Origin of the sequence: Micromonospora sp. NPDC005220 (genome assembly GCF_040607895.1) — a bacterium.
Classification (GTDB): domain Bacteria; phylum Actinomycetota; class Actinomycetes; order Mycobacteriales; family Micromonosporaceae; genus Micromonospora.
The window spans coordinates 1-17544 of record NZ_JBEXHP010000066.1 but is presented as its reverse complement, the minus strand read 5'-3'; the positions used below and the strand labels follow the sequence as shown (position 1 = coordinate 17544).

General features: G+C 72.7%; 21 protein-coding genes and 1 pseudogene. 13 read left to right on the top strand and 9 right to left on the bottom strand.

The window, feature by feature from the left end:
- Positions 1-64: 64 nt before the first annotated feature.
- The 7 genes from ABZU52_RS22070 to ABZU52_RS22040 all read left to right on the top strand — a co-directional run bounded on the left by ABZU52_RS22070 (position 65) and on the right by ABZU52_RS22040 (position 4381).
- The gene (locus tag ABZU52_RS22070; protein WP_354972876.1) at positions 65-580 is read left to right on the top strand and encodes a MarR family transcriptional regulator; all 516 of its coding nucleotides are present in this window, start codon (positions 65-67) and stop codon (positions 578-580) included.
- Positions 581-655: 75 nt separating this feature from the next.
- Entirely contained in the window at positions 656-1171 is a 516-nt protein-coding gene (locus tag ABZU52_RS22065) for a DUF2087 domain-containing protein (protein WP_354972875.1), read from the top strand.
- A gap of 52 nt (positions 1172-1223) precedes the next feature.
- The gene (locus ABZU52_RS22060; protein ID WP_354972874.1) at positions 1224-1700 is read left to right on the top strand and encodes a MarR family winged helix-turn-helix transcriptional regulator; all 477 of its coding nucleotides are present in this window, start codon (positions 1224-1226) and stop codon (positions 1698-1700) included.
- Between the two features lie 76 nt (positions 1701-1776).
- Positions 1777-2190, top strand: a complete 414-nt coding sequence (locus ABZU52_RS22055) for a DUF6069 family protein (protein WP_354972873.1) — start codon at positions 1777-1779, stop codon at positions 2188-2190.
- A 98-nt stretch (positions 2191-2288) separates the two neighbouring features.
- Complete coding sequence (locus ABZU52_RS22050) at positions 2289-2783, top strand: GNAT family N-acetyltransferase (RefSeq protein ID WP_354972872.1); 495 nt, start codon at positions 2289-2291, stop codon at positions 2781-2783.
- Positions 2784-2885: 102 nt separating this feature from the next.
- Entirely contained in the window at positions 2886-3311 is a 426-nt protein-coding gene (locus ABZU52_RS22045) for an Hsp20/alpha crystallin family protein (RefSeq protein WP_354972896.1), read from the top strand.
- Between the two features lie 71 nt (positions 3312-3382).
- A complete protein-coding gene (locus tag ABZU52_RS22040) occupies positions 3383-4381 on the top strand; it encodes a tyrosine-type recombinase/integrase (RefSeq protein ID WP_354972871.1) in 999 nt (332 codons plus the stop codon).
- A 15-nt stretch (positions 4382-4396) separates the two neighbouring features.
- On the opposite strand, the gene ABZU52_RS22035 is transcribed toward ABZU52_RS22040, so the two are convergent.
- Positions 4397-4768 (bottom strand): VOC family protein, encoded by a 372-nt coding sequence (locus ABZU52_RS22035; RefSeq protein WP_354972870.1) that lies wholly within the window; start codon positions 4766-4768, stop codon positions 4397-4399.
- An 87-nt stretch (positions 4769-4855) separates the two neighbouring features.
- Between ABZU52_RS22035 and ABZU52_RS22030 the strand changes: the two genes are divergently transcribed.
- On the top strand, positions 4856-5272 hold the full coding sequence (locus ABZU52_RS22030) for an LLM class flavin-dependent oxidoreductase (RefSeq protein ID WP_354972869.1): 417 nt from the start codon (positions 4856-4858) through the stop codon (positions 5270-5272).
- An 8-nt stretch (positions 5273-5280) separates the two neighbouring features.
- Here the strand turns inward: ABZU52_RS22030 and ABZU52_RS22025 are convergent, their stop codons facing one another.
- From ABZU52_RS22025 to ABZU52_RS22015, 3 genes are read right to left on the bottom strand one after another with little or no spacing between them, the layout of a single operon-like run.
- A complete protein-coding gene (locus tag ABZU52_RS22025; RefSeq protein WP_354972868.1) occupies positions 5281-6444 on the bottom strand; it encodes a PQQ-binding-like beta-propeller repeat protein in 1164 nt (387 codons plus the stop codon).
- Between the two features lie 31 nt (positions 6445-6475).
- The gene (locus ABZU52_RS22020; RefSeq protein WP_354972895.1) at positions 6476-7273 is read right to left on the bottom strand and encodes an acyl-CoA dehydrogenase family protein; all 798 of its coding nucleotides are present in this window, start codon (positions 7271-7273) and stop codon (positions 6476-6478) included.
- Positions 7270-7752, bottom strand: coding sequence for a hypothetical protein (locus ABZU52_RS22015; RefSeq protein ID WP_354972867.1), 483 nt, complete (start codon positions 7750-7752; stop codon positions 7270-7272). The genes ABZU52_RS22020 and ABZU52_RS22015 overlap by 4 nt, the downstream gene beginning before the upstream one ends.
- Positions 7753-7937: 185 nt before the next feature.
- Between ABZU52_RS22015 and ABZU52_RS22010 the strand changes: the two genes are divergently transcribed.
- Positions 7938-8348 (top strand): hypothetical protein, encoded by a 411-nt coding sequence (locus ABZU52_RS22010; RefSeq protein WP_354972894.1) that lies wholly within the window; start codon positions 7938-7940, stop codon positions 8346-8348.
- A gap of 87 nt (positions 8349-8435) precedes the next feature.
- Here the strand turns inward: ABZU52_RS22010 and ABZU52_RS22005 are convergent, their stop codons facing one another.
- From ABZU52_RS22005 to ABZU52_RS21990, 4 genes are all read right to left on the bottom strand, one after another.
- Entirely contained in the window at positions 8436-9044 is a 609-nt protein-coding gene (locus ABZU52_RS22005; protein WP_238688998.1) for a thymidine kinase, read from the bottom strand.
- A gap of 164 nt (positions 9045-9208) precedes the next feature.
- Positions 9209-10600: an MFS transporter gene (locus tag ABZU52_RS22000; protein WP_354972866.1), complete on the bottom strand. Its 1392-nt coding sequence runs from the start codon at positions 10598-10600 to the stop codon at positions 9209-9211.
- 19 nt (positions 10601-10619) lie between these two features.
- Entirely contained in the window at positions 10620-11387 is a 768-nt protein-coding gene (locus ABZU52_RS21995) for a glycerophosphodiester phosphodiesterase (protein WP_354972865.1), read from the bottom strand.
- A 480-nt stretch (positions 11388-11867) separates the two neighbouring features.
- Positions 11868-12635: a lysophospholipid acyltransferase family protein gene (locus ABZU52_RS21990; RefSeq protein ID WP_354972864.1), complete on the bottom strand. Its 768-nt coding sequence runs from the start codon at positions 12633-12635 to the stop codon at positions 11868-11870.
- A gap of 171 nt (positions 12636-12806) precedes the next feature.
- On the opposite strand from ABZU52_RS21990, the gene ABZU52_RS21985 reads away from it, so the two are divergent.
- From ABZU52_RS21985 to ABZU52_RS21975, 3 genes are all read left to right on the top strand, one after another.
- Positions 12807-14222: a cytochrome ubiquinol oxidase subunit I gene (locus tag ABZU52_RS21985; RefSeq protein ID WP_354972863.1), complete on the top strand. Its 1416-nt coding sequence runs from the start codon at positions 12807-12809 to the stop codon at positions 14220-14222.
- 14 nt (positions 14223-14236) lie between these two features.
- Complete coding sequence (cydB, locus tag ABZU52_RS21980) at positions 14237-15235, top strand: cytochrome d ubiquinol oxidase subunit II (RefSeq protein WP_354972862.1); 999 nt, start codon at positions 14237-14239, stop codon at positions 15233-15235.
- Between the two features lie 302 nt (positions 15236-15537).
- The gene (locus ABZU52_RS21975; protein WP_354972861.1) at positions 15538-16731 is read left to right on the top strand and encodes a GNAT family N-acetyltransferase; all 1194 of its coding nucleotides are present in this window, start codon (positions 15538-15540) and stop codon (positions 16729-16731) included.
- Between the two features lie 53 nt (positions 16732-16784).
- Here the strand turns inward: ABZU52_RS21975 and ABZU52_RS21970 are convergent, their stop codons facing one another.
- Complete coding sequence (locus ABZU52_RS21970) at positions 16785-17228, bottom strand: hypothetical protein (RefSeq protein WP_354972860.1); 444 nt, start codon at positions 17226-17228, stop codon at positions 16785-16787.
- Between the two features lie 97 nt (positions 17229-17325).
- Here ABZU52_RS21970 and ABZU52_RS21965 point away from each other — a divergent pair.
- Positions 17326-17544: pseudogene (locus tag ABZU52_RS21965) on the top strand (hypothetical protein); the annotation flags it as partial.

Below are 17544 nucleotides of genomic sequence, written 5' to 3'. Positions count from 1 at the left end.
ACAACGTACTTCGACATCGAATATTTCGACAATGAATATTTTGGTACCGAGATAAGCTGGCGCGGTGACCACCACTCCGGACGCCGTCGACCGGCATATCGAACGCTGGCTGCCCGTGGTGCCCGACCTCGACGCGGACGTCGAGGGGGCGGTGACCAGGATGATCCGGCTGACCCGGCACCTGCGCTCGGTCAAGGAGCGGGTCCTGGTCGACCTCGACCTACCGGCCCACGAGTACGACACCCTGCACGCCCTGGCCGGCCGCCGAGGCCGAGCCGCGCCGTCGGATCTTGCGGCGGATCTCGCGATGGCGCCCGCCTCGATTACGGCGCGGGTGGACGCGCTGCTGCGGCGGGGTTTCGTACGCCGGATTCCGTCGACAGTCGACCGTCGACGGGTGGACGTGGAACTCACCGAGGCGGGTCAGGCCGCCTGGCGCGGGGCGATGGAGGTTCAGGGCGCGGAGGAGCACCGCCTGCTCGGCGCGCTCACCGCGACCGAGCGGCGACACCTCTCCGACCTGCTGCGCCGGGTGCTGCTCGTCGCCGAGCAGCCGCAGAGCGGGCCGGACACTGACTGAGCCGGGCCGCAGACCACCTGAGCCGGCCGGAAAACGCCTGGCGGTCCGCGTACCTCTGATGCGAGGGTGACCGGCGTGACTGCGCATGCGCTTGCCGGAGCCCTGGCCGACGACGGACGGCGACGGATCTTCGCGGCGATCGTGCTGGGCGCGACCAGCGCGACCGACGTCGCCGAGCGGGCCGGCCTGCCCACGCGGGTGGTCCTCACCGGGGTCCGCCGGCTCGCCGACGCGGGTCTCGTCACCGACGCGGACGGGGCGCTCGCGGCCGACGACGCGTCGCTGCGGGCGATCGCCCGCGACGCCCGGCCAGCCGTCGACGCCGAACCCGGCGTCGACCCGGTGCTGCGGACCTTCCTGCGGGGGGACGTCCTGGTGGGGCTGCCGGCGCAGCGGGGCCGACGGCGGGTGCTGCTGGCGCACATCGCCGAGCAGTCGTTCGAGCCGGGCACCCACTATCCGGAGCGTGCCGTCGACGACGCGCTCAAGCCGTGGTGCGCCGCGGGAGGGTCGGATCACGCGACGCTGCGCCGGTACCTGATCGACGAGCAGCTGCTGACCCGCGAGCACGGCATCTACCAGCGGCTCTGATCGTCAGCCGCGCGAACCGTCTCGTCGTGGAGGATCTTGCTAGCCTCGGCGCATGACCTCCTGCACGCCCGCCGACGGCCCACCGGACCTGCTGTTCCTGCTCTCCTGGGCGAGCCACGCGCTGCAGACCGAGCACGCCGCAGGGCTGGCCGAGCTGGGCATCTCGCCGCGGGCGCACTACGTGCTGGCGCAGGCCCGCACCGGTGACCTGACCCAGCGGGAGATCGGCGAGCGGTGCGGTGTGGACAAGACCACGATGGTCGTGACGCTCGACCAGTTGGAGCGGGCCGGGCTGGCCGAGCGCCGTCCGGTGCCGACGGATCGGCGTGCCCGGCTGGTCGCTGTGACTCCGGCGGGGGAGCAGGTCCTGCGGCAGGCGCAACAGGTGGTCCGGCGCATCCAGGACGACCTGCTCGCGACCCTGCCGGAGCAGGACCGGGAGGTGTTCCTCAGGGCGCTGCTGGCGCTGGTGAGCGGACCGCTGGCCAACACCTCCCCGTACGCCCCGGGGGCTCGCTCCGGCTGTTAGTTCTGAGAGAGATAGTTCCGAACAAGACTATCTGTTACGGTCGTACTCGTTCGTTTCCCCTGAACGAGGAGCCGTCATGAGCGCTGCCACCGCCACGACCCCCGCCCCCTCACCGCTGCGCCGCCGCGCCCTCGGCGTCGCCGCCGCCGTCGTGGCACCCCTGGCCATCTGGGCGATCGGCGCGCTGGCCGGAGTCGACTACACAGTCGAGAGCCCGGGACGACCCGCCACGGTCATCGGGGCCGGTGCGATCGTCATGATCGCCCTGGCGGCCGCCCTGCTCGGCTGGGCGGCGCTGGCGCTGCTGGAACGGTTCGCCACCCGGGTCGCCCGACCGGTCTGGATCTCGCTGGCCGTCGCCGTGACGTTGCTGTCCTTCGTCCCCGTGCTGAGCGTCGAGGCCACCGGCGGCGCCAAGCTCGCCCTCGGCGCGACGCACGTGGCCGTGGCGGTCGCGCTGATCACCCTGCTGCCCCGCCCCCGCCAGTAGGCGTCGCGACATCGCCATCGCGCGTCCGGGATCGGCGAGCCGTCGACACCGGACGCGTGACCGGATAAAGCCGTTGACCGGGCGGCGATGATCCACAGGTGACCATCACCGCCCGGCCCACCTGGACGACCGGCACCAGCCGGCCCGACCAGCCCGACGCGGCGCTCCTGCTGCGCGAGTACATGACCGAGATGGTGGTTCGCTATCACCGTCGCCCGGCCCTGCCCGGCGAGGTCGACGCGGCCCTGGCCGAGTTGCCCAGCGACGACCTGATCACGCCGGGCGGGCTGCTCCTGCTCGCCCACCACGGCCCTGACCTGGCCGGCTGCGCCGGGCTGCGCTGGCAACCGGGCTGGGCCGAGCTGACCCGGGTGTTCGTCCGCCCCGAGCATCGGGGTGCCGGTGGGGGTGCCGTGCTGCTGGCCGCCGTCGAGGAGCGAGCGCGCGTGGCCGGGGCGGACCGGATCCGACTCGACACCCGCAACGACCTGGTCGAGGCCCGCGCCCTGTACGCCCGGCACGGGTACGCCGAGATCCCGGCATACTCGCGGGGCCCCTACGCCGAGCACTGGTTTGAAAAGCGGCTGCCCTGAGCAGTTGACGTCGACGCGCGGACGCGCTAAATAAGAAGAGGAAGTTGAGTCACCCCGGCTCAACTCATCACCTTCGGCCAGGAGTGCCGAGGAGGCATGACCATGTTGATGCGTACCGACCCGTTCCGCGAGATCGACCGGCTCGCCGAGCAGTTCTTCGGTACGGCAGCCCGTCCCGCGACGATGCACCTGGACGCCTACCGCGACGGCGACCACTTCTACGCGGCGTTCGACCTGCCCGGCGTCGACCCGGACAGCATCGACTGCACCGTCGAGCGCAACGTGCTCACCGTCCGCGCCGAACGTCGCCGGCCCACCGGCGACGGCGTCGAACTGGTCGCCGCCGAACGCCCGATGGGCACCTTCACCCGGCAGCTGTTCCTCGGCGACACACTGGACGCCGACAGGCTGGAGGCGGGCTACGAGAACGGGGTGCTGACGCTGCGCATCCCGGTCGCCGAGCGTGCCAAGCCCCGCCGGGTGACCATCAAGGCCAACGGCGACGCCCGCCGGGAGATCAACGCCTGATCCGCCACTGTGACGGGTGGGACCGGCGCGCCTGCACGCCGATCCCACCCGAGGCTGAGAGCCTTTTTCACATGGTGTTCTCCGACGCTCCGGTGCTCGCCCGCCCGCCCGCGCCACCGGCGCTGCCCAGCGGGCCGGTCGAGGTCACCGAGGCGTGGCTGCGCAACCGGCGGCTCTCCGAGCACACCCGCGACGCGTACCGGCGTGACGTCACCGGATGGCTGCGCTGGTGCGCCGGCCGCGACCTCGACCCGCTGCGGGCAACGTTCCTGCACGTCAACGAGTACGCCCGCGCGTTGGAGAGCAGCGTCGGCGCCCGCAGCGGGCGCCCACTGACCCCGGCGACCGTCGCGCGTCGACTCTCGGCGCTGTCCAGTTGGTACGACTTCCTCGTCAAACTCGGCGCGGTGCCGGCCAACCCGGTCTCCGGCGCCGACCGCCCCCGCGTCGACCGGGACCACTCCGCCACCGTCGGGCTCACCCCCGAGGAGGTGGACGCCCTGCTCAACGCCGCCGACGCGGACACCGGCCCGACCGCCGTCCGCAACCGGGCTGCGCTCGCGCTCCTCGCCGATCTGGGTCTGCGGGTCGGGGAGCTGATCTCGCTGGACCTGACCGACCTCGGCACCGAACGCGGCCACCGCAGCGTGCGCTTCGTCGGCAAGGGCGGCAAACAACGTCGTCGTGCCCTCACCCCCGGCACCGGGTACGCCCTGGACGCCTACCTGGCCCAGCGGGCCGCCGCCACCGGCGTGCCGGTGGCGCAGCTCACCGGCCCGCTGCTGGTCACCGCCAGCGGCGCCCGGCTGGACCGGCACTCGGTGTTCCGGATGGTCCGTCGGCTCGCCCGCGCCGCCGGCATCCCCGCCTGGGCGAAGCTGTCCCCGCACTCGCTGCGGCACGCCTTCGCCACCACGGCCCGCTCCGAGGGCGTGCCGTTGGAGGACGTGCAGGACGCCATGGGGCACGCCGACCCGCGCACCACCCGCCGCTACGACCGGGACCGGCACAACCTCGACCGCGACCCGGCCTACGCGGTGTGGGCGGCTCGATCGCGTCGTCGCGGCTGAGCAGCGCCCGCCGCGTCAGCCCTGCGGGCGGGGGCAGATGCAGAACGGCTGCCCGATCGGGTCGAGCAGCACCACCCACCGCTCACCGCCGGGCTGAAAGGCCGGCTTCGACGCGCCCGCCGCCACGAACTTCTCCTCAGCCGCCGCTAGGTCGTCGACGTAAAGATCGAGGTGGTAGCGCTGATCGCCGGTCGGGTCCGGCCAGGAGGGCGGTCGGTAACCCTCGACCAGACCGAAGCCGATGGAGACACCACCGGAGCTGATCATCGCGTACTCCGGTTGGCTGTGGGTGACCTCCCAGCCCAGCGCCTCGTGGTAGAACGCGGCGTGGCCAGCGGGATCGGAACTGTCGAGGTTGACCATCGCGAGGTCGGCAGAAACTGTCATCCCGGCAGTGTGCCGCCGAGGTCCGACAACTCCCGCCACGCTCGCCACTCGCCGCGGAGTGTCGGGCCCCCGCCCTACGGTCGGCGGATGAGACACGGTCTGGAGATCTCCTGCGGCGGCGCCTCGGTCTCGGTGTCCACAGTGGTCGAGCTGGGTGAGTTGGCCGAGCGCGCCGGCTGGGACGGCGTGTTCCTGGAGGACTACCTCATCCACTACTCCGGGGACGATCCGTTCACCTACGACCCGTGGCTGGTCCTCGCCGCTGTCGCCGGGCGCACCGGTCGGGTGCGACTGGGCACCACCGTCACCGCGCTGCCCCGCCGTCGCCCGGCGAAGTTGGCGCGGGAGGTCCTCACCCTCGACCACCTCAGCGCGGGTCGGGCCACCGTGGCCGTCGGTGTCGGTGAGCTGGCCGCCGCCGGCGCCACCTGGTGGTTGGAGTTCGTCCCGGCCGGCGAGGCGGCGACGATGCGCGCCGCCGTCGCCCGGGGACCGCTGCGCTGACCGCGAAATCAGGGAGCGTCGAGCGGCCAGAACGTCACACGGGCGGTGCCATCGCGGCAGATCAGCCCGGTGCCCACCCGTCGGCAGTCGGTCAGACCCGCCGGAAGCACCGCGGACACCCGATGACCGTCGCGCCCCACCGTCGCCACCAGGGCACGCCTGCCGTCCGCCGCCAACCCCAGCACCACCAGCGGCTCCGCCGGCACCCGGGGGCCCGCCACCGTGCGCCAGCGCGCACCGGCCGGCCACGACCACACCCGCGCCCCGGTGCCCGCGTCGATCGCCCAGCGGCCCTGCTCGTCCTGCCCGCAGATCAGGCCCTGACAGGCCCGCAGCGTCAACTCGCCCGGCGGCACCGGCGTCCGCCAGCGCGGCGCCAGCCCCGGCAGGTCGTACCCGGTCAGCGCCACCGCGCCGCCGATCGGGTGGCGCAGCACCAGGTGCGCGCCGACGACCTGGGGGTTGTCCGGGCCGTAGTCGGCCGGCGGAAGCTGTCCCCGCCCGCGCTCGACGCCGTCGCGGGCGTCGAGCAGCCGGGCCAACCCGTCGTCCTGCACCAGCAGCACCCGCCCGGGCAGCGCCCGCAGCACCGCCGTGGAGGGCAGCGGAACCGACCACCGGGTCGCGCCGGTGGCCGGGTCGACGCCGTGCACGGTGCCCTCGACCCGCCGCCCCGGTTCGGAGACGCTGCGCACCTCACTCACCGCGACCGCCGCGTCCCCGGCCGCGTACACCCGCTCGGGTCGCCGCCACACCGGCTGGCCGGTACGCATCGACCGGGCGGTGGTCATTCGCGCCCCGCGCGTCTGATCCCGTTCCACCAGCAGCAGCAGGTCACCGACGACCTCGGCGGACCACCCGGCGGCGGGCGACACGGTGACCCGCCACCGCGGCGGGCCGCCCGGCGCGGCCGAGTCGTAGGCGCTCAGCGTCGGCGGACTCTGGTCGGGGCCGACGACCAGCAGCAGCGGCCCCGCGCCCAGCACCGTCGCCCCGGCGGGCACCACCGGCCCGACCTGCGGCGACAGGCGCCCGGCCGGGGCGGCACCGCCGAGCAGGGCACAGGCCGCCACCAGCGCCGCCACCCGCCAACGGCGGGACACCGGCGGCGGTGGCCGGCGCTCGTCCAGCGGCGCGCCCCGGTCGTCCCCCAGCTCGATCAGCACCGACATGCGCGCCCACCCGTCCGCTCGCACCGGCCGTTCAGCAGAGCAGATCCAGGTGGTGGTGGGCGTCCTCGGCGATCTCCTCGTGCCGCAGCCAGCGACGCGCCCACAACCGGGCGGCCAACTCCGCCTGCTCGTCGCCCCACCCGGCGTGCTCGACGAGCAACGCGGTGGTCAGCGCGTACGCCAGGCGCAACGCCAGACCACGGGCGCCCGCGAGCACCGTCGGCGCACCCGGGTCGAGGGTCACCGCGCTGATCGTCTCCGCCAACTGTGTGGCGGCGGTGGCCAGGGTGTCGGCCAGCACCGGCGACAGCGGCCGAGCCAGATCCACGGCGGCGGCCAGCCGGCTCACCAGCGGCGCGCCGGCGTCCTCCCGGGTCAGCGCCCGCAGAACGTCCAGAGCCAGCACGTTGGTGGTGCCCTCCCAGATCGGCAGCACCTGGGCATCGCGCAGCAACCGGGGAACGCCGGTGTCCTCCACGTAGCCGGCCCCGCCGAAGCTCTCCACGTACTCGCTGGCCGAGCTGACGGCGAGCCGGCCGGTGGCCAGCTTCGCCAACGGCGCCACGATGCGCAGCTCCGCGGCGGCCTCCGGGTCGGCACCGACCTCCACCCGCCCGAGCAGCGCGAACGCGTGCCCAGCGAGGACGAACGCCCCCGCCGCGTCGACCGCGAGGGTGCCCAGGGTGGCCCGGTGCAAAGGTGACGACGCCAGCGGGCCGCCGGCGACGTGCCGCACGTTGGCGTACGCGCGGGCGTAGGCGAGACCCCGTCGCATCCCACCGGCCGCCGCCGCCGCGTTGTGCACCCGGGTCACCACGACCAGGGTCATCGCCCGGACCAGACCGGGCACCGCCGGATCACCCAGCGGGAGGGCGTACGCGTCGCGCAGGCCGATCTCGGCGGTGGGCAGCGTCCGGGTGCCGAGCTTGTCCTTGAGGCGGTGCACTGTGACACCCGGCGCGGGCGCGCCCGGCGCCGCGCCGTCGGCCAGCGGTGAGTCGACCGCGTACCGGGGAACACGGCGTGACGGGCGGCGGCGGCGCGCTGCGCCTGCCAGCCGGCGGAGGTGTCGATCCGGTCGATGCGGGCACCCCACGGGTCGTAGCGAACCAGCGTCGGCGGGTGCGCCTCCGCGTCGGCGTGCGCCGCGCGCAGCGGCCCGGTGACGTCGGCGGCCAGGTCGGCGAGACGACCCTTCGCGGCCGCGTGCCCGCCCGGACCGAGGCGACGCTCCAGCCAGGACCGCAGCAGGCCATCACCGGCGTACGGGTCGACGGGGGGTGGTACCGGCTGCACGAAGCGACTCATCGATCGGCTCCTGGCACTGCTCGGGGGTGTGCGCCGACGGTAGACGATGCGGGGCCGGTCCGAACAGGGTGAGTCCCCGGACTCGATTTCCCGCTTGTCGTGGTTCGGTGCGGCGGCATTCTCTACGGTCGGTAGTCGTGGGTGCGGGCCAGTCGTGGAGCCGACCGGCCCGGCGTCACCGCCCGATGCGCACCGGGTTGGCGTTCGCCGGGTTCGGCGTGGCGCTGTGCTGTGTGGGGGTAGCCGGGTTGGGTGCCTGGAACCTGCAGACCGTCCGGCAGGCCGCCGGCCCGATCCGGGAGACCGCCGACGGTTTCCTCAACGAGGTGACCCTCGGCGACAGCGACCGGGCGTACGAGCGGCTCTGCGCGGACGCGCGCAGCCGGTGGAGCGCCATCGGTTTCACCAGTTGGGTGCGGACGCCGCCGATGGTCACCGGCTACGAGATCACCGACGTGTCGGTCGCCACCCGCAGCGGACGGCCGCAGGGCACGGTGACCGTGAAGGTGACCCGCGACGGCGGGCTCAGCGAGGAACGTCGCCTGCCGGTGGTCCGCGAGGACGGAAACTGGCGGGTGTGCGGTGACCCCTTCTGAGCCTCCGACCGCCACCCCGGCCGCGGCGGCGTTGGTGGTGACCGTCGCGGTGATCGTGGCCGACCGGGTGACGGTACGGCGGGCGTCTCAGTCGCGGGGGCCCAGGTCGCCGCTGCGGTAGTGCCGGCGGCAGAGCACCTGGTAGCGCACCTCCGCGGTGTCGACGGTGTCGCCGATGACGACCTGGGCGCCCTCGCGGACGACCCGCCCATCGACGACCCGGGCGTTGAGCAGCCCTTCGCGGCCGCACCAGCAGAGCACCTCGACCTGGATGCGGGCCACCTCGTCGGCCAACTCGAACAGGCGTTGCGCGGCGGGGAACATGCGTGACCGGAAATCGGTGGCCAGGCCGAACGCGAAGACGTCGACGTCGTAGCTGTCCACCAGCTCGGCCATCTGCTCGACGTGCTCGACGGTGTAGAAGCACGCCTCGTCGCAGATCAGGTAGTCGACGCGTACCCCGTCGGCCCACCGGCCGCGCACCAGGGCCCGCAGGTCCAGGTCGTCGGTGACCTCGATGGCCTCGTGGGCCAGGCCGATACGGGTGGTGACCTGCGGTCCCAGCGACCTGTCGATGCGGGTGGTGACCAGCCCGCGCCGGCCCTGCCGGGCGTGGTTGTAGTTCATCTGCAACGCCATGGTGGATTTGCCGCAGTCCATCGGCCCCCAGAAGAACTTCAACGCCGCCGCGTGCACCGGACGCCCGTCGAGCCCGCGCGCGGCCGCGCACCCGGCCGGAGCGTGTGGCTGGCCGGGGAACGGGTGGGCCAGGCAGGTCGGTGCGGCGGGGGCGTCGTCAGTCACGGTCGGGCAGCCTAGCCGATCGACCGCCCCTGATTTGCCTGGTCCGGGACGCGTGCTCAGAGCACCCGCGGTGGCGTGTTGCCCGCGGCCACGATGGCGCGGCGGATCGGCACGGCGGCGAGGAGCAGGAACCCGACCACGAAGAAGATCAGCAGTGAGACCAGGCCCACCCGGTACGAGGCGGTGAGCTGAAACACCAGGCCGAAGGCGAGCGGGCCGAGCCAGCTGGTGCCCTTGTCGCTGATCTCGTAGAAGCCGTAGTACTCGCCTTCCTTCCCGGCCGGGATGAGCTGGCTGAACAGCGACCGGCTCAGCGCCTGGCTGCCGCCGAGGACCAGGCCGATGGCCGCGCCGAGGACCATGAACGGCACCGGCGCCTCGGCCGGCAGCCGGAACGCGCCGAGGATCACACCGGTCCAGAGCACCAGGCTGAGCAGCACGGTCTTCCAGGCGCCGATGCGCCGGGCCAACGCGCCGAGGCTCAACGCGCCGCCGAAGGCGAGGAACTGCACCAGCAGAATGGTGATGATCAGGGTGCTCTGCTCCAGGCGCAGCTCCTCGGTGCCGTACTGGCTGGCCAGGGTGATGACGGTCTGGATGCCGTCGTTGTAGACCAGGAACGCGAGCAGAAAGAAGAGCGTCAACGGGTACGCCTTGATCTCGCGGATGGTGCGGCCGAGTTGGCGGAACCCGTCGGTGAGGACGTTGCCACCGCCGGCCAGTGCCGCCGCCGACGGGCGCTCGCGCAGCCACCGCAGCGGGACCAGCGTGAACAGCGCCCACCAGACTCCGGCGGACACGATCGACCAGCGGGCCAGGTCCAGGGTGCGTTGCGGATTGTCACCGTCGTCGAGCAGGGTGATCGCGACCAGGTTGAGCGCCAGCAGCAGACCGCCGCCGAGGTAGCCCAGCGCCCACCCGCGACTGGAGATGCCGTCGCGTTCGTCGGGGCCGCCGAGCTGCGGCAGGAACGAGTTGTAGACCACGATCGCCGCGCCGAACGAGATGTTGGCGACCAGGAAGAGCGCCCCGCCGAGCAGGTAGCGGTCACCGGTGACGAACGCCATCGCGATGGTGGCGCCGGCGCCGGTGAACGCGGCACCGCCGAGCAGGCGCTTCTTGTGCGCCGACCGGTCGGCGATCGCCCCGATGACCGGCAACACGAACACGGTGAGGAATACCGACAGCGAGATCAGGTACGGGTAGTAGGACCCGGCGGCGACCTTGATGCCGAGCGGGTACACGAAGCCGTCGCACGAGTCCGCGCCCAGCTCGCAGCCGGCCGCCACCTCGGCGACCGTGGTCAGGAACGGGCCGAGGAACACGGTGATCACGGTGGTCTGGAACGCGGAGTTGGCCCAGTCGTAGATGTACCAGCCCCGGCGCTCCCGGCGGGTGCTCGCGGGAGGCGGAGTGTCGTCCACCGTGGGGGTCACGGTCTCGGCCATCGGGGGTCCTTGGAATGGTTCAGGCGGCCCAGTGGCCGCGGCTGCGGTAGACGTCGCGCAGCACGCCGACGTGATCGGTCATGATGCCATCCACGCCACGATCCAGTAAGTCGTGCATCTGGGTGGGTTCGTCGATCGTCCAGACGTGCACCTGCAGGCCGATCCGGTGGCAGTAGTCGAGGAACCGGCGGTCCACCACCGGCACCCGCCCGTAGCGGGGCGGCACCTGCGCGGCGACCACCGACGGGGGGAGCCGCAGTGGACGCCCGTGCAGGGAGGCGAGGCGTAGCCGGGCGACGCCCCGCATGCCGAGGCTGGTGGCGACCCGCCCTTCGGTGAGCGCGCGCATCCGGGTCAGGCGGGCGTCGCTGAACGAGGCGAGCAGCACCCGCTCGGCGGCGGCGGCCCGGGTCACGGTCGAGACCGTCGGTTCGACGCCGCCGTCGGCCTTCACGTCGATGTTGAAGCGGACCTGCGGCCAGGCGGCCAACACCTCGTCGAGCCGGGGTACGACGGCAGCACCGCCGACCCGTACCGAGGCGAGGTCGGCCCAGCTCATGTCGGCGATACGCCCCGGCTCACCGGTGACCCGCAGCAGCGTCGGGTCGTGGAAGATCACTGCTACGCCGTCCGAGGTGGCGTGCACGTCGGTTTCCACGTACCGGTAGCCCAGCCCGATGGCCCGGGCGAACGCCTCGGTGGTGTTCTCGTCGCCGTCGGCGGCGCCGCCACGGTGGGCGAACGCCAGCGGCGCGGGCGCGTCGAGGTAGCCGGGTCGGGTCAGCACGCGACGCAGTATGCCTGTCGTCGGTGGAGCGCGGGTGGCCTGCCGGCGAAGATCAGGCCCGTCAGGTCGGGGATGCGGCACGGGTGGTTGCCGTGGTCGGCGGGTGTCCCTGTCCGCGGTGGCGGCAGGCGCCACGTCGGCACGCCCGTCGGCCGCACGCGCCCGCCCGGACCGGCCCGCGGCCCCCACCCCCGGACGCCTGTCCTTCGTCCTTTGCTCTGCACCCGTGGAAGCGACAGCCACCGTCTGTAGCTGGTGCCTCCGCGGGTGCAGAGCAAAGGACGCGGAGGTGGTGTTTGGGGGGTGGGGTGGTTGGGGGTGCGGCGCCCGGCTGAACTCGGCGCTGCGGGCCCCGCCGCAGACCGTTCCACCCGGTGCCCCGACTCGGCTTCCGGCACGATGTCGGGTGTCCGGGTAGGGCGCACCCCGACGTCGCGGCAGCCCCGACGTCGCGGCAACCTCGGCGGTCGCGCGCTGGCCTCAGGCCGAGCGGCGGCGGTGGGCGCGACTGGGGTCGGTGGGGCGGCCGGGGTCGACGTGGCGGGGCACGTCCGGCTCGTCGGGGCGCAGCGGGGCGAGGGTGTCGGTGAGCGCGTCGATGATGCGGTCGGTGGCCCGGCACGCCGCGCCGGCGTTGGCGGCCGCCGTCTCGCCCAGGTCGACGGGCGCGCCGAAGTGCACCCGGATCACCGGTCGGCGCCACAGCGAGCGGGCGATGCCGCGCAGCATTCCCCGGGGCGCCTGGTAGGGCAGCACCTCGTGCGAACCCCACTGGGCGACCGGGACGACCGGGGCGCCGCAGGCCAGGGCGAGTCGGGCGGCGCCGGTCTTACCGCGCTCGGGCCACAGGCCGGGGCCCAGGCCGATGCGCCCCTCGGGGTAGATGAGGATCACCGAGCCGCGGGCGACTGCGGTGGCGGCATCGTCGAGGGCCCGGTGCACGGCGCTGGTGCCCCGGTCGACCCGGATATGCCCGGCGTGGCGCATGGCGGCGCCGAACACCGGGACCCGGAACAGTCCGGCGGTCGCCATGATCCGCGGGGCGATGCCGCGGGTCTGGCAGGCGGCGGCCATCACCAAGGGGTCGAACGGGCTGATGTGGTTGGCGGCCAGCACCAGCGGGCCGCGCCGCAGGTGCGCCGGGACGTCGCCGGTGACCTCGAGGCGGGCGAGCAGGCCGACCAGCCCCCGGGTCAGCAGGAGGGCGGCGCGCCAGATCAGCGGCGGGTGCCAGGTGGAGGTGTTCATCAGCGCGCCATCGTCGCACGCGGCGGCGGGGCCGCGAGAGCGGGTCGGCGGGTTGCCCGGGTGATCAGGGTCATTGGTCCGCCCCATTTCGGGCCACCCGGCCCTGCTCTTTCTCTACGACGAGCAGTAGTATTTACTACGTCTTGTAGTACGGATGGCTGGGGGTTTCAGGTGGACGCGTTGGACGTTGCCCGCTGGCAGTTCGGTGTCACCACCGTCTACCACTTTCTCTTCGTACCGCTGACCATCGGCCTCTCCGTGCTGGTGGCCATCCTGCAGACGATGTGGCACCGCACCGGCAACGAGCGTTACCTCAAGCTCACCAAGTTCTACGGCAAGCTGTTCCTGATCAACTTTGCCATGGGCGTGGTCACCGGCATCGTGCAGGAGTTCCAGTTCGGCATGAACTGGAGCGACTACTCCCGCTTCGTCGGCGACATCTTCGGCGCCCCGCTGGCCATCGAGGCGCTCGTCGCGTTCTTCCTCGAATCCACGTTCATCGGCCTGTGGATCTTCGGCTGGGACCGGCTGCCCAAACGGGCGCACCTGGCCAGCATCTGGGCCGCCGCGATCGGCACCAACCTGTCCGCGTACTTCATCCTTGCGGCGAACTCGTTCATGCAGAACCCGGTCGGCTACCGGATCAACCCGGACAGCGGACGCGCCGAGCTGACCGACTTCCCGGCCGTGCTGACCAACAAGGTCGCCCTGATCACCTTCCCGCACACCCTGGCCGGTTCGTTCCTGGTCGCCGGGTCGCTGGTCGTGGCCGTCGGCCTCTACCACGTGATCCGTAACCGCGACTCCGCCGACACCGGCGCGTACCGCTTCGCCACGAAGTTCGGCTCCTGGGTGGTGCTGGTCGCCTCGGCGGCTGTGCTGTTCACCGGCGACATCCAGGGCAAGATCATGACGGACGTGCAGCCCATGAAGATGGCCGCCGCCGAAGGTCTCTACACCACCGAGAGCCCCGCCTCGTTCTCCGTGCTCACCATCGGCAGCCTGGACGGCAGCCGCGAGGTGTTCGCCCTGAAGATCCCGTACCTGCTGTCGTACCTGGGCACCGGCGACCCGAACGGCACCGTGCACGGCATCAACGACCTCCAGGCCCAGTACGCCACCCAGTACGGCGCGGGCAGCTACACCCCGATCATCCCGGTCACCTACTGGAGCTTCCGCTTCATGATCGCCTTCGGGATGGCGGCCGGCGCGATCGCGCTGCTGGTGCTCTGGAGCCAGCGCAAGGGCCGTACCCCGAGCAGCAAGTGGCTGCTGCGCGCCGGGCTGGCCATGCCGGTGCTGCCGCTGCTGGCCAACTCCTTCGGCTGGATCTTCACCGAGATGGGCCGCCAGCCGTGGATCGTCTTCGGCGAGATGCTCACCCGCAACGGCGTGTCCCGCAGCGTCTCGCTGGCCGAGGTGCTCACCTCGTTCACCGCCTTCACGCTGATCTACGCCACCCTCGCCGTGATCGAGGTCAAGCTGCTGCTGCGCTACGCCAAGGCCGGCGTGCCCGACGTCAGCGAAGAGCACCCCATCGACGACACCCACGACGACACCGAGCGCCCGCTCGCCTTCGCCTACTGATCCCGGAGCCCATCGTGGACCTGACCACCATCTGGTTTCTCCTCGTCGCCGTGCTGTTCACGGGCTACTTCATCCTGGAGGGCTTCGACTTCGGCGTCGGCATGCTGCTGCCCGTGCTCGGCCGCAACGACCGCGAACGCCGTGTCCTGATCAACACCATCGGCCCGGTCTGGGACGGCAACGAGGTCTGGCTGATCACCGCCGGTGGCGCCATGTTCGCCGCGTTCCCCGAGTGGTACGCCACCCTCTTCTCCGGCTTCTACCTGCCGCTGCTGCTGATCCTGCTGGCCCTGATCGCCCGGGGCGTGGCCTTCGAGTACCGCCACAAGCGGCCCGAGGCGTCCTGGAAGCGCCGCTGGGACACCGCCATCGTGGTCGGCTCGCTGCTGCCGGCGATCCTGTGGGGCGTCGCCTTCGCCAACATCCTGCGCGGCGTGCCACTGGACGCCGACCACGAGTACGTCGGCGGTCTGCTGGACCTGCTCAACCCGTACGCCCTGCTCGGCGGCGCGACCACGCTCGCCCTGTTCCTCACCCACGGCGCGGTGTTCCTCGCCCTGAAGACCACCGGCGACATCCGCGAACGCGCGGGCGCCCTCGCGGTGCGCCTGGGTGTCGGCGCCGCCGTGCTCGCGGTCGGGTTCCTGACCTGGACGCTGAACATCCGCTCCAGCGTGGCCGCCGTCGTGCTCGCCGTCGGCGCGGCCCTCGCCCTGCTCGGTGGCGTCGCCGCCGCCCGGGTACGACGGGAGGGCTGGGCCTTCACGGGCACCGCCGTGGCGATCGGCCTGGCCGTGGCGACCCTGTTCGCGGCGCTGTTCCCGAACGTGCTGCCTTCCACCCTGGACGCGGCCGGCACGCTGACGGCCACCAACGCCGCGTCCACCCCGTACACCCTGAAGATCATGACCTGGGTGGCGGTGATCTTCACTCCGGTGGTGCTGGCCTACCAGGGCTGGACGTACTGGGTGTTCCGCAAGCGCATCGGCGTGGCCAACATCCCGCAGCACTGAGCCGCGGGGCAGGGCTCGCGCCGATCTTGCACTTTCAGTCGTCGATCTGCCTGGAATGCCCGCTAAGTCGACGCAGGAACCGCAAGATCACGCACCGACGGCGTCGATCATGGAGTTGTGGTGCCGGGATTGAGACGATGACACCTGCTTTGTCACCCACCACAACTCCTTGATCGACGGCGCGGGGGCGGCGCGGGGAGGGCGGCGCGGGGAGGGCGGCGCGGGGAGGGCGGCGCGGGGGCGAGGGCGGGGGGCGGGGAAATCGGCGGTTTCCCCGGGGGTGGGCCCGCTACGGTGTGCCGATGCTCGCCACCGTGCACGTTCGTGAACTCACCGCCGATGACCTCGACGCCGCCTGGGAGTTGGGCCGGTTCGCGTTCGGCTCCGACCCGCAGCGCCCCGTGCACGCCGCTGTCACGCCTGCTGGCATGACCCGCTACGGCGCGTTCGACGACGCCGGTCGGCTCGTCGGCAAGGCCGTCGACAGGCACCACGACCAGTGGTGGTCGGGTCGGGCGGTGCCGGCGGCCGACGTGGCCGGGGTGGCCGTCGCCCCCGAGGCCCGGGGCCGGGGTGTGGCCCGTGCCCTGCTCACCACTCTGCTGCGCGGCGCCCGCGAGCGGGGGGCGGCGGTCAGCGCCCTGTACCCGACCGTCGCCGCCCCGTACCGGGCCTGCGGGTGGGAGGCCGCCGGGGTGCTGCGTACCGTCGATCTGGCGACCGCCGCGCTGCCCCGGCACCGGCCCGCCCCGCACCTGACCGTGCGGGCCGGCTCACCCGCCGATCTGGCCGCCGTTGCCGACCTCTACGAGCAGGTCACCCGGCACCGCAACGGCATGCTGACGCGCCGGGGGAAGCTGTACGACTTCTTCGCCGCCGACAAGGGTTTGCCCGGTGACGGGCTCACCCTCGTCGAGGCCGACGGCGACCTCGTGGGCTACGCCACCTGGCAGCGAGGCCGGGGCTACGGGGCCGACTCGGTGCTCACCGTCGACGAGGCCCTCGCCGTCACCGCCGAGGCCGCCCGGGAACTCGTCGGTGTGCTCGGCAGTTGGGCCAGCGTCGCGCCGACCCTGCGGCTGTGCCCGCTCGACGGGGACGCGGTCAGCGTCCAGTTGCCGTTGGAGTCGGCCCGCGAGCACGAGCGGCACCTGTGGATGCACCGGCCGGTGGACGTGGTCCGGGCGGTCAGCGCCCGGGGGTGGCCCGCTCACGCCCGGGGCGCCGTCGACTTTCACCTCACCGACCCGCTCGCCACCTGGAACACCGGCACCTGGCGGTTGGCAGTGACCGACGGCGCCGCCGAGCTGACCCGCCTCGACGCCGAGGCGGAGCTGCGGCTGGACGTCCGTGGTTTCGCGCTGCTGTACGCCGGGGCGGCGCGGGCCCGTTCGGTCGCGCAGGCCGGTCTGCTGCACCACAGCCCGGGTGTCGACCCGGCCGCGCTCGACCTGCTGGGCGTCGGCGGTCCGGCGCAACTGCTCGACTACTTCTGACCGAGCAGGAGGTTCTGCCCGGGTCCGGGCGTGCTCGGCACGATCGTCGCCGGTCAGGCCGGGAGCGCCGCGAGCTCGGCGTTCGCCCGCTGGGTGACCAGGGTCAGCAGCCGGGCGGCGGCGCTCGCCTCGTCGGTCGGGATGTCCGCGTAGAGGCGGGCGCTGATGCCCGCGGTGGCCTCGGCGATGCGGGCCTGCACGGCGTGACCCGCGTCGGTCAGCTGTAGTCGGGTGGCGGCGTCCGGGTCGGTCCGGGCGAGGTTCGCGTCGACGAGGGTGGCGAGCACCCGCTGCACCTCCTGCTCGTCGACCTTGAGCGTGCTGGTGATCCGCTGGGTGAGCTGGGCTCGTTCGACCGGGCCGTTGGCGAGGACGTTGAGCGCGAGCAGCTGGTTGAACTCGACGCCGAGGGGAGCGAGGGCGCGTTCGAGCAGGGCCCGGGTGGCGTAGTGGGCCTGGCCGATGACCTGGCCGTTGAGGGTGGGGATGGTGGACATGACGCCTCCTTCAATACGTTGGCTGACCCAACGTTGGTCGCACCAACGTAACACCCGATCGTGGGTCGCGCCAACGATTCCTGGTAGGCTGCACCCTATGGATCACGCGGCCCCGCAGTCACCCGCCGCGCTCAGCACCAGCCCGAGCTGGCTGCTCAACCAGACCGCCAGCCACGCCGCCCGACTGCTCAGCGAGGGCTTCGCCGCGCACGACCTGCGCGGCTACCACTACCGGCTGCTCGCCACCTCGCCGGTGACGCCGACGTGGTCGCCGAGGTCGACGAGGCGCTTCCACGCCTCCAGTCGCTCCGGCCCG